This is a genomic window from Acetonema longum DSM 6540, assembly GCF_000219125.1.
Classification (GTDB): Bacteria; Bacillota; Negativicutes; order Sporomusales; family Acetonemataceae; genus Acetonema; species Acetonema longum.
In genome coordinates this window covers 1-11,349 of record NZ_AFGF01000152.1, presented here as the reverse complement: position 1 = coordinate 11,349, position 11,349 = coordinate 1, and the positions used below count along the sequence as shown (strand labels likewise).

The window sequence follows — 11,349 nt, the reverse complement described above, 5'->3', positions numbered from 1 at the left end:
GATAGGTTATCCGAGAATGGCTTTCAGATCTGCTTCCGGTGTGCTAATCGGTTTGAGGTCGAATTTTTCCACCAGGATGTTGAGCACGTTGCCCGACAGGAACGCCGGCAGGGATGGGCCAATGTAGATGTTCTTGATGCCCAGTGCCAGCAGAGTGAGCAGGATGCACACCGCCTTTTGCTCATACCAGGAAAGCACCAGGGTAAGCGGCAGTTCATTCACGCTGCACTCGAAGGCGCCGGCCAGGGCCACGGCCACCTGGATCGCCGAGTAGGCGTCATTGCACTGACCCATATCCAGCAGGCGGGGAATACCGCCGATTTCGCCGATGTTCAGATCATTGAAGCGGTATTTTCCGCAGGCCAGAGTAAGAACGACTGTATCCTTGGGAGTCTGCTCCACGAAGCGGGTGTAGTAGTTGCGGCCGGGCTTGGCGCCGTCGCAGCCGCCGACCAGGAAGAAGTGTTTGATAGCTCCGGCCTTGACGGCGTCGATTACCGTACCGGCAACACCCATAACGGTATTGCGGGCGAAACCGGTGGTAAGCTGGCTGCCGCCGTTGATGCCGGTAAACTTCTGCTCCTCTTTATAGCCGCCCAGCTCAAGGGCTTTTTTAATAACCGCGCTAAAATCCTTTTTGCCGTTAACAGCTTCGATGTGCGTGAGACCGGGATAACCGACCACATCGGTGGTGAACACCCGGTCGCTGTAGGAAGACCGCGGCGGCATCAGGCAGTTGGTGGTGAACAAAATGGGGCCGGGGATATTATCCAGTTCTTTTTGCTGGTTCTGCCAGGCAGTACCGAAGTTGCCTTTCAGCTGAGAATATTTCTTCAGGCCCGGGTAGGCGTGGGCGGGCAGCATTTCACCATGAGTGTAAATATTAATGCCCTTGCCTTCGGTTTGCTCCAGCAGTTGCTTCAGATCGTGCAAATCGTGGCCGCTGATGACAATGAACGGACCTTTTTCCACTGTGGTGGGCACGGTGGTCGGCACAGGATGGCCGTAAGCCGTGGTGTTGGCTTCGTCCAGCAGGGCCATGCATTGAAGGTTGACCTGGCCAAATTCCATCAGCAGGCCCAGCCACGCGTCGGCGGTATGTTCTTCGCCCAGCGCCCGCATTCCTTTATAGAACCAGGCGGTCACTTCGGGATTTTCTTTACCCAGTATGGCGCTGTGCCAGGCGTAGGCCGCCATGCCGCGCAGGCCGAGCAGCAGGGTCGACCGCAGCGAAACAATATCTTCGTTGCCGCTCCACAGATCAGCTGCCGGAAAATCTTTAGCGGTAGCGTCCAGCTTGTTTTTCTCGGTCCGTACTGCCTGGATGAGGGCATCGATACGGTCCGGGTCAAAGTTGACGTTGGTAACGGTAGCAAACAGTCCTTGCAGCATCAGGTGATCCGCTGTTTGACCAGGCGTCTTGCCGGCAGCGGCTCGGGCCAGGCCGACCAGCGCACCGGTCAGTTCGTCCTGCTTATTGGCGATCTCGGGCTTTTTGCCGCACACGCCTATTTTGGTGCAGCCCTTGCCGCCGGCGGTTTGTTCACATTGAAAACAAAACATTTCACTCATTATGAAATACCCTCCCATATTTTATTTCTGATTTGCTTGCGCAAAAACCAGCAGATTAATCCTCACGGACGGTTCCGCCAGTGTCGAAACCTCCTTAGGTGGTAATTGCTTTTTTCACCCTCATTGTAATACAATGAAAATAAAAAATCGGTAGCTATGGCTACCAAATGAGAGGTGAGACACAAAAAGTGCGAGATAAAGTTGATGCACTGCAGAAAAAAAGGATTGACATACTGACGGCAACGCCGTTGTTTGCCGGCATTTCTCCTGATATACTGGCGGACATGCTCAATTGCCTGCAGCCCAAGCTATCCACCCACCCTAAGAACAGCTTCATCGCCGTCGAGGGCGAACCATTTTTCGGCCTGGGCATTTTGCTGACAGGGGAAGCGGTAGTCGTGAAGGAGAATATGGCCGGTACCCGCTCGGTGTTGACTGTGCTGAATCAAGGCAGCATGTTTGGTGAAATGATCGCGTTTTCAACCCGAACGGCCTGGCCTGCCTCCGTCTTCGCCCAGAGCGAATGCACGGCGGTATTCCTGCCGCCCCAGAAAATCACCGGCACCTGCCCCCGCGCCTGCGACGGCCACAACCAAATGGTCCGCAACATGCTGCGCATCGTGTCGGAAAGAGCGCTGCTCTTGAACCGCAAGGTGGAATACCTGACCATCAAGAGTCTGCGTACCAAGATTGTCACTTACCTGCTGGAGCAATACAAATCACAGGGCAAGACGACCTTCGTCCTCCCCCTCAAGCGCAACGATCTGGCCGATTTTCTCAATGTTTCCCGTACCGCCCTGTCACGGGAACTGGGACGTCTGCGCAGCGAAGGGCTCATCGATTTTTTCCGCTCGTCGCTCAAAATTCTGGATATGGAAAGCCTGAAAGAATTTATCGAATGACCGGGGCCGGCTGCTACGATTCAACCCGTTTCTTCTCCAGCCATTCCAACATGACAATACAAAAGACCAGCCAAGTAGATCCGCCAAGATATCCGGCGATGACATCACTGGGGTAATGAACCCCCAGGTAAATGCGGCTGATGCCAATCGCCGCCGCCAAGAATATCCCGACATAAAACAAACCTATGCGTAAAGACCAGGAGGCCACGACGCGGCTGACTAAATACAGAATAATACCGTAGAAACACAGGGCAACCATGGCATGGCCGCTGGGGAAGCTATATCCGGTCTCTTCCACAACTCGAAACGCTTCAGGCCTGGCTCGCTCAAACAAATGTTTAAGCCCTAAGTTTAAGATAGCCGCTCCACTCAGGCAGATCACCAGAGAAAGCGCTTCCCGCCAGCGGTGGAAAAAGGCCAGCACACATAATACGACAGGGACAAATATGCCGTAAAAATAGCTGGACCCGAGATTTGTGATAAAGATGGCGGCGCTATCAAGCCCCGGTCCGGCAAAATACCGGACAAACCAGATCACGATGCCGTCCAAGATTTCCATGTCATTGCGCAGCAATGTCTCTATAGCCACCTCAATGAACAGCGACAACATCAGGGCGCTCACGCCCAGTCCCAGTAAGAGATACACCCAGGGATACCGTCGGCGAAAAGGCAAAATACGTTCCCCCACCCATTGGCACGCAGAAGCTGACCGGCTCCGGCGGGCCATCCAAGGAACCAGCAGCCCCAGGAGCAGGACACTGCAGCCAAGTATAGCCCATAGCACCCAGACCCACTGATCAAGCGGCTGTGGCTGCGATAAAACAACAGCTAATTTTGTTACGTCGGAGCCAGGCGCTAACCGGAGATTCCCGCCCAGAATCATAAGCAGACCTTCCACACGCGCACCGGGGGCAGTAATTACATTGCCATTTACCACGATCACGCGCTGCATTACCTGCCCGTGGATTACGGCATCTCCTTGCAGGACCACCAAATCGCCAATCCGTTCATCCTGCTGCACAGTGACGTTCCCGTGGGAGAAAAGATCCGGATATGCGTCCGGACCACCGGCCCAAACTACGGGCTGAATGAAAAAGCATAGGATACAGACCAGAACCATCCTGCGCCATATCCTTTGCACCAAACTTTTATTCAACAGGGGACCACTCACTTTCTGAAGTTTGTAACTGCCCGGCACCCTTTCTGCAAGCATGGCAGACCCCGGCACAGCGCTGGAAGCCATGGGGTTTGATGATCACGCAGGTCAAAAACGGTAGAGATAGCCGACGCTCACTGCGGTTCGGCTTGCCGAACCGACCAGCGGACTGTCCTTGATAGCGCTGCCGAACCGGGTGGCACGCAAATCAAGGAACACGGTATAGCGATGTGTCGGGCTGTAGTCTACACGCAGGCCCGCCTCGGCATTAGCGGTGGCCGTACCTTCATAGAAGCCGCGGCCCATATGCATTTCCGATGCCTCCACACCGTAGTAGTAATCAACGAATTTGCGATCAACCCATTCGACCGCCAACCGCGGCGTGACGCCAAAGGAGCCGGACGGGAAGCGTCGGTTTACTTGCAGCCTGGCGCGAGAACCGTTACTATGGCCCGAGGCGTCGCCGAGAAGCTCGGCCGAAAAGTTGGCGGCAGGGGTCTTCCAGTTGACTGCACCGCCGATCCACACGCTTCCCTTGCGCTCGTTCATACCCGCGAGGAACGGGGAGTCATCCGCTTCGTAGCCGTCTCCGGCGTAATGTACCCGCAATCGCCAAGAGACGGCTTCATTTGAAAAAAGTTTCAGGTCCAGCGTCGCGACAGACGCGCTAATCCACTTATTCTCGTACGAAATCAAGGGCAGGGCGATCACGTCCCGGTCCATGTCGCGGTAGGGTTTCTGGGCCAAGGCGACTCCTGCGCCAAGCCCCCACTTTGCGGCATCGCTTCTGTCCGTATCGGCTGCTTGTGCTGCCGCCGCCGGCGCCCAAGAAATGGCGATGGCAAAAGTTGCAATCGCAGCAGGAACAGAACGGCTGATCGTTTTGAAAGAATGGGAAAAATACGTCATTTGCGATTCCTTTCTTCCAGCGTAAAAGTGCTTGAGTGTTAAGAGAACAACCAATTAAGTGCTCTTATGTATACGAAGATTAAAAAGAGTGTGCACAATATAGCCAAAATTATTATAACATATCTTATTGCATAAGCACGCGGTTTTCGCTTACGCAAAAGCGGAGCGTCAGGTTTTGCCTGACGCTCCGCTGCATCTTGAATGTTCGTTAAAACAGCGGACAGATTGTAAGAATCAAGACCGTATTTCACCGGTTTTTTTATATTCGAAATCCAGCCACCGCCTCCTGCAATTTGCCGGCTAGTTTAGCTAAACTTTCGCTGGAAGCGGTGATTTCTTCCATGGATGCGGATTGTTCTTCTGTTGCTGCAGATACGGTCTGTGACTCGGCTACGGTTTCTTCACTCACCTTATCGATTCCCTGAATATTTGCCGCCAATGTCCTGCTCTCCATCATCATTTGACTGAGGGATTCTGAAATCGCTTTCATTTGCTCGGTTAATTGGAGAATCGCTCCCACAATCCCTTTAAAGGTTTCCCCGGCGGAACCGACAACGATCATCCCTTCTTTGATACCGTCGGCGCCCGTTTGAGTTGATGCGACCACCAGCTGCATACTCATTTGATTCCTTTGAATTAATACCCCAATCTGCTGCGCTGCCTGACTGGACCCTTCGGCCAGCTTTCTGACTTCGTCCGCCACCACGGCAACCCCTTTTCCCTGTTCGCCAGCCCTGGCAGCCTCAATCGCTGCATTGAGCGCCAATAAATTCGTCTGTCCGGCAATACTCGTGATAAGATTGATAATTTTGCTGATCTCCTGCGAATCTTTGGCTAATTCCTCAATTGCCGCCTGTGCAGCCTTCGATTCCTGTTCGATCTGTTTCATCTGCTCAACCGCTTGCTCTACTGCCTGTTTACCCAAATCAGCTTTCTGCGAAACATCCTGGGCAATTTCCGACAGTTCACACGCCTTACCGGCAATCCGTTCCGTATCCGTTGAGATATGTTTTACAATTTGGTTACTGAAACTAACCGAATTCGCCTGCAGCTCGGTACCCTGAGCAATCGCCGTGATGGATACATGCAGACAATTTGTGATCAAGGAACGGTAATCCCTTGAGACGGAAAACCTGGATGCTATACAGAATGTAAAAATATAGGGCTGTCTTAATCCGGGTTAAAATCCGGAATGAGACAGCCCCTGCCATGCTTTGATGATTCTATTTCTACAACAATAATCACCGTAAAACGCCACAGGAATAAGACATCGGCGCCCTTCCCGCCCCGTTTACAGCGGGATGACTCCTATAACAACCGCAGTCGCCATCATAATCAGCGCGGTTGACAGCCCCCAGATAAAAGCGAAACGCTGATGCTCAAAAAATTCGACTTTAGTTAACGAGCATAGCAAAAGCGGCGCCGCCACCAAAGGGCTTATGCCATAGCCGAGTTGTCCGAGAAGAACGGCTCTGCCTAATTCAACAGGCGCCACTCCAAAGTAGGCGGCAGCTTTGCTGACAATCGGCAGCACACCGAAATAGAATGCATCCGGGCTTACGACCAGCGTCGATAAATAACTGATCCCGCCGCAGATAACGGCCATATGCGGTCCTAGCGCATCCGGAATAAGGGAAACCAGGCCAAGAGCCATTGCGTCGATCATCTTGGTTCCCTGAAAAACGCCGGTAAATATGCCGGCGGCGAAAACCACAATAGTTGCCCACAGTGCATTACCCGCATGCGCTCGAATACGCTCCTCCATCTGGCCAAAGTCGCGATAATTGATGATCAGTGTTGCACAAAAGGCGATGATAAACAAAACGGCGGGAGGCATGGCATTCATGACCAAAGCCGTCATGACCGTTACGACTAATGCCAGGTTAATCCACATGAGTTTAGGCCGCAGTGTGGTTTCATCCTGCTTTAGGGCTGCGGCTATTTCGGCCGCACTCACTTGAGTCACCTCAAGATCGTTTCCCTTCACATAACCCAACCGCTTGCGCTCTTTCATTCCCAGGATATAAGCCACAACAACCAGCCAGAGCATCCCTGCGCCTATGGCAGGAACCAACGGGGTAAACAGGTCTTCTACGCCAAGCTGCAATACCGTCATGGCTCTTATCGTAGGGCCGCCCCAGGGTGACGAATTCATCAGATAATTGGCCAGTGACGCCAAACAGGTAAAAATCAGCGGATTCATGCCTAATCTGCGGTAAATAGGAAGCATCGTCAAAGATAAGATCACAAAATTGGTGACACCCTCGCCATCCAGCGCAATAGCCAGCGTCAATACGGCAGTGCCAACGGAAATTTTCAGCGGGTCGTTTTTTACCATTGATACAATTCTCAGAATTAAAGGATTGAACAGCCCCGTATCCATTTGAATGCAAAAGAACATGACCGAAAACATGATCAAAATGCCGGTAGGTGCGGTGGTTTTAATTCCGTCAAACATCATCGCGCCGAGTTTAGGGCCAAAACCCCCGATAATACCGGCGACGATCGGAACGGCGATCAGAGCGGTGATTACGTGCAGCCTTTTAGTAAAAATCAAGAATACAAACATTGCGATTGTCACAGTTCCTAATAAAGCCAACATCCAACTCACTCCCTTTTGATTTATGCGCGCTTACCGCCAGCCCCGGTAAGCCTCCATAAGTTGCCGGCCTGTCTTAGTGCGCCGTTAATGGCTCGTTGTTGCAAATTCGTACGGGCATACAAGGGCTGGCGGTAATCACTACTGATTATTGATCAATTACGGAGCCGTCAATATGCAGACGGGTCTGGATCGGCCGCCGTGAATACGGGAAACGTTCCGCTACATTATCGGCAAGTTCAACCCCAATGCCGGGAGTCTCAGGAATAATCAGAAATCCGTTCTCTACCCGGAAAGTCTTCTTAACCACTTCCCCCTGGCGGAATTGACTCTCTTTATGCTCAATGTTATGTCCAATATAGCGTTCCGTGGCCGCCGGACGGTCATCTCCGGGGAATTCCTGCAGAGCGAAATTAGGGATGCAAGCCGCAATTTGGGTGCAGGCGGCGGTACTAACCGGACTGAGCGGATTATGCGGCACGATCATCAAGTCACTCGCTTCAGCCAAGGCCGCGATTTTCTTGGCGCCGGTAATGCCGCCGCACAGGCAGACATCAGGACGCAGATAAGTAGCGGCGTTTCGCCGGATAATCTGCGCAAATTCCTGCGGGGTGTGGAAACGCTCCCCGGTGGCGATGGGGATATCCGTATGGCCGGCAATAAACTCCATGGAATCAAAGTTATCCGGCGTAGTGGGGTCTTCGTAGAAAAACGGATGATACTTTTCAATGCCGCGGGCCAGGGCGATCGCTTCTGCCGGCCTTAACCGGCGATGAATTTCGACGCACAGATCTACTTCGTCACCGACAGCTTCCCGGTACAGCCGCACCCGCTCAATGGCGTTGCCAATTTTTTGCGCATGAGTTTCAAAGTACGGAGCGCTCCTGTCTTCGTCCAGGAACGGGCTCAAATGACCGACCGCCGTAAAGCCTTTCGCCTTTGCCTCCTTTAAGTTGGCGAGCATCTCTTCAATTGTGGTGCCGCCCACATGATAATAAACTCTTGCCTTATCGCGGCATTTGCCGCCTAAAAGGTTGTACACCGGGGTGTTAAAATATTTGCCGGCAATATCCCAAAGGGCAATGTCAATGGCGCTCAAAGCGCCCATAATGGCTGCCCCGCGAAAATGGAAACAGCGGTACATGTACTGCCAGTGATGTTCTATCCGCAAAGGGTCCTGACCGATTAAGTAGGTCTTGAAGGAATTGACGGCTTCCAGCGAAGCATCCAGAAACCCCCAGGCGCCTGATTCGCCAATGCCGGTAATGCCTTCGTCAGTATGAATCTCGACAAATAAAAATCGGTTCACAGGGACAGTTTTTACATCGATGATCTTCATGTTACACCCTCCAATGCATTTGATCGGTTATGGCTTCATTATAAGCATCCCATTTGACTTCAGCATTGATATTATTTGCAACTTTTTGTTTTGTCTGAAAACAACCTTTATAGCCTAAATTCAATATTTTTCTGTGCACATACAAATTTTCGCCCACTTCATTTTAATAGAACTGAGAATATCTTGCGGCCAACTTTCCTGGCCAGGCTAAAAATTGCAGCAGAATAATTACCATGGGGAGAATATTCCGATTGTATAAAACTGGATGATTAAAATATTTGTGTTGCAGAGCAAACTTTTATATACTGAAATCAATAAATAATAATGGCAGGGGGCGCAATGAACTATTACTATACATTGGATGATCCGCAAAAAGGTATTTTACTGAAGCAATATATTCATGACATTAACCGCTATCGCTTTAACTGGCATAAAGATATTGAGATCAGCATCGTGCTGCGGGGAGAAATTGACTTTTGCATTGAGGGCAAGACCCATGTACTCAAAGAAGACGACCTGATTTTAGTCAATTCCAATAAAGGACATGCATCGCTGCTGCGAGAGCCCGGCAGCATCGCCATGGTGCTCCGCTTTGATCCGGCGTTTTTAAAAGCCGCTTTTGAAGAAAACACAAATCTGCAAATTTCCTGCATATCCAACGACGCAACCAGGCATGACGATCAATTTCGCAGGCTGCGCGCCCTCGCAGCGCAAATACTGCTTGCCTTGGCAAGAGATGGCTTCGCGGCCAGGCTGGCCGCCGAAGGGGCTTTTTTGCTGCTGAACGCTTCCCTTTTATCTGATTTTCCCTTAGATACGCATGTGGACCCCACCCGTGGCTACGGGCTCAGTCATCAAAAAATCATCCAGAACATCCTACATTTCCTGGAGCATAATTACAGTCGAAAAATCAGCTTAGATGAAGTCGCCAAAATATCCAAATACAACCGAACCTATGTATCCTCATTTTTCCGATCCAACGTAGGGGTAACTTTCTATGAATACTTAAACCGGATTCGCTTGCGGCACGCACTCCACGAACTGAATACCACCCAAAAACCGCTCACACAAATCGCCCTCGACAGCGGATTTCCCGATTTAAAAACATTTAGCACGCGCTTTAAGGTTATCTTTCAAAAGTCGCCCAGCCAATACCGCTTTTCGGTCGGCAGCGAAAACCTGCCGGCAGTTATGGAAAATCAGCGCAATTATCTGCCCGTCGGTACAGGCAATGTTGAGCAGAAACTGTTCGAATACTTGCAAGTAGGACCTGATACTCCGCTCTCCCTGCCGCTCCTTGACTGCCCTACCCGCAAAATAGAGAACCAAACCGATCTGGACCGCCGGGAATTAACCAGATTGTGCCGGGCAATGCTGCAAATCGTTGAAAATTGATTGCCGCAGCCGTCACAATATGATCTTATGTAATACGCGGTCCCGCCGCAATCAGATCATTGATTGCACCGTTTTGGGCGATCATGAATAGAAATTGCCTGCAGTGCGGCAGAGACAGATCGGCCCCGCAGCCGGAATTTATTCACTTGGCCGCTGCAGTGCCGACAGTAAAAAAACGGAGCATCCAGGACAATGATATGCTACCCCCAGATAGGACAGTGAAACAAAAAACACTGTCCTATCTGGGGGAAAATTATGCCGCAAAAAGGGAAACTATCAGCAGAAGAAAAATTGCGAATCGTAGAAGAGTATCTATCTGGGAAAATGGGGCAAAAAGAAGCTTGCAAGCGGGGAGGGATCGTGTGGGCGACACTTCAACGGTGGGTGAGCCGGTACAGAACGGAAGGGCCGACCGGATTCTTGCCGCAGGAGCGAAATCGCCGCTATAGTAAAGAGACAAAGCATAGGGCCGTGTTAGAATACCTCGCGGGAAAAGGAAGCCGACGGCAAATTTGTGAACGGTATCAAATCCGATCCAGCCGACAGCTGGAGGCTTGGCTCAAGGTGTATAATCGTCATGAGGACTTCAAAGAACAGAGCGGAGGGAGCCACATGACGAAAAGTAGAGAAACAACCCAGGAGGAGCGGCTGGAAATCGTAAGAGAGTGCATTGCCACGGAAAACAATTATGGTGCTACGGCGCTCAAATATCAGGTTTCTTACCAACAGGTCTACACCTGGACCAAAAAATACCGGGAGATGGGCAATACTGGATTGCAAGACCGGCGTGGACATCGTGCCGGAACGCTGCCTAGTCGGACCCCAGAAGAGGAACTGCGGGATAGAGTCGCCCAGCTAGAGCGCAAAAACTTGGATTTGGAAATGGAGAATGCCTTGCTAAAAAAAGTGAAGGAATTGGAGAGGAGGCGATGCTAGGGTTCGTGCGAAACGGGTCTGCCTATGAAGCCGTGAAAAGACTCTCTGAGGAACGTAGCTTTCCAGTAGGGAAACTCTGCAACTGCTTGCACCTCACACGGTCGGCGTATTACCGATGGCGGAGGCGTCCCAAGAGCCTGGGTGAGCAGGAAAATGAGCGCATTGCGGAGCAGGTGAAAAAAATTCATGATGCCCACCCGGACATGGGCTATCGCAGGATACGAGATGAACTGGACAGATATCAAGGTATCCATGTCAACGATAAACGCGTCCTGCGGATCACCCGGGCGCTGCACATCCAATCCACCATTAAGTTCAGACGGCATGGCTGCACCCGGAGTGCGGCATCGCCACAATATGTGGCAAAGAACTATCTGGGACGCCACTTCCATGCCGATGCCCCTAACAGGAAGTGGCTGACCGATGCGACCGAGTTCAAATACTATGTGGGACCCGAAGTGCACAAGCTCTACCTCAGCGCCATTCTGGACCTCTACGACAGGAGAATTGTCTCCTTTGCCATGAGCGACCACAATGACAA

At 51.5% G+C, this 11,349-nt stretch carries 10 protein-coding genes and 1 pseudogene; 5 read left to right on the top strand and 6 right to left on the bottom strand.

Translation table 11 applies throughout. The features are described from left to right. Positions 1-6 precede the first annotated feature (6 nt). Positions 7-1,572, bottom strand: a complete 1,566-nt coding sequence (hcp, locus tag ALO_RS14675) for a hydroxylamine reductase (RefSeq protein WP_004097229.1) — start codon at positions 1,570-1,572, stop codon at positions 7-9. A 209-nt stretch (positions 1,573-1,781) separates the two neighbouring features. On the opposite strand from hcp, the gene ALO_RS14670 reads away from it, so the two are divergent. Next, complete coding sequence (locus ALO_RS14670; protein WP_040293551.1) at positions 1,782-2,474, top strand: helix-turn-helix domain-containing protein; 693 nt, start codon at positions 1,782-1,784, stop codon at positions 2,472-2,474. 13 nt (positions 2,475-2,487) lie between these two features. Here ALO_RS14670 and ALO_RS23235 read toward each other — a convergent pair whose 3' ends face one another. The 5 genes from ALO_RS23235 to ALO_RS14645 all read right to left on the bottom strand — a co-directional run bounded on the left by ALO_RS23235 (position 2,488) and on the right by ALO_RS14645 (position 8,477). Beyond that, complete coding sequence (locus ALO_RS23235; protein WP_004097225.1) at positions 2,488-3,594, bottom strand: phosphatase PAP2 family protein; 1,107 nt, start codon at positions 3,592-3,594, stop codon at positions 2,488-2,490. 144 nt (positions 3,595-3,738) lie between these two features. Further along, entirely contained in the window at positions 3,739-4,593 is an 855-nt protein-coding gene (locus ALO_RS14660) for a MipA/OmpV family protein (protein WP_202945790.1), read from the bottom strand. Positions 4,594-4,798: 205 nt separating this feature from the next. Continuing rightward, positions 4,799-5,644 (bottom strand): methyl-accepting chemotaxis protein, encoded by an 846-nt coding sequence (locus ALO_RS14655; RefSeq protein ID WP_004097221.1) that lies wholly within the window; start codon positions 5,642-5,644, stop codon positions 4,799-4,801. Between the two features lie 186 nt (positions 5,645-5,830). Continuing rightward, entirely contained in the window at positions 5,831-7,141 is a 1,311-nt protein-coding gene (locus ALO_RS14650; protein WP_004097219.1) for a CitMHS family transporter, read from the bottom strand. A 145-nt stretch (positions 7,142-7,286) separates the two neighbouring features. After that, positions 7,287-8,477, bottom strand: a complete 1,191-nt coding sequence (locus ALO_RS14645; RefSeq protein WP_004097217.1) for a mandelate racemase/muconate lactonizing enzyme family protein — start codon at positions 8,475-8,477, stop codon at positions 7,287-7,289. Between the two features lie 339 nt (positions 8,478-8,816). On the opposite strand from ALO_RS14645, the gene ALO_RS14640 reads away from it, so the two are divergent. The 4 genes and pseudogenes from ALO_RS14640 to ALO_RS14630 all read left to right on the top strand — a co-directional run. Further along, complete coding sequence (locus ALO_RS14640) at positions 8,817-9,872, top strand: AraC family transcriptional regulator (RefSeq protein ID WP_004097213.1); 1,056 nt, start codon at positions 8,817-8,819, stop codon at positions 9,870-9,872. 255 nt (positions 9,873-10,127) lie between these two features. Continuing rightward, positions 10,128-10,436 (top strand): annotated as a pseudogene (locus ALO_RS23825) (helix-turn-helix domain-containing protein); the annotation flags it as partial. A gap of 48 nt (positions 10,437-10,484) precedes the next feature. Beyond that, positions 10,485-10,808, top strand: coding sequence for a helix-turn-helix domain-containing protein (locus tag ALO_RS23230; protein ID WP_238528281.1), 324 nt, complete (start codon positions 10,485-10,487; stop codon positions 10,806-10,808). A gap of 86 nt (positions 10,809-10,894) precedes the next feature. Further along, positions 10,895-11,349, top strand: a 455-nt coding sequence (locus ALO_RS14630; RefSeq protein WP_040293547.1) for an IS3 family transposase, incomplete at its 3' end; no start/stop codon positions are given.

What these genes read in the sequence shown, in the direction of transcription:
- hcp (WP_004097229.1), bottom strand. Translation starts at nt 1,572, where the DNA reads ATGAGTGAAATGTTTTGTTTTCAATGTGAACAAACCGCCGGCGGCAAG.
- ALO_RS23235 (WP_004097225.1), bottom strand. Translation starts at nt 3,594, where the DNA reads ATGGTTCTGGTCTGTATCCTATGCTTTTTCATTCAGCCCGTAGTTTGG.
- ALO_RS14650 (WP_004097219.1), bottom strand. Translation starts at nt 7,141, where the DNA reads ATGTTGGCTTTATTAGGAACTGTGACAATCGCAATGTTTGTATTCTTG.
- ALO_RS14645 (WP_004097217.1), bottom strand. Translation starts at nt 8,477, where the DNA reads ATGAAGATCATCGATGTAAAAACTGTCCCTGTGAACCGATTTTTATTT.
- ALO_RS14640 (WP_004097213.1), top strand. Translation starts at nt 8,817, where the DNA reads ATGAACTATTACTATACATTGGATGATCCGCAAAAAGGTATTTTACTG.
- ALO_RS23230 (WP_238528281.1), top strand. Translation starts at nt 10,485, where the DNA reads ATGACGAAAAGTAGAGAAACAACCCAGGAGGAGCGGCTGGAAATCGTA.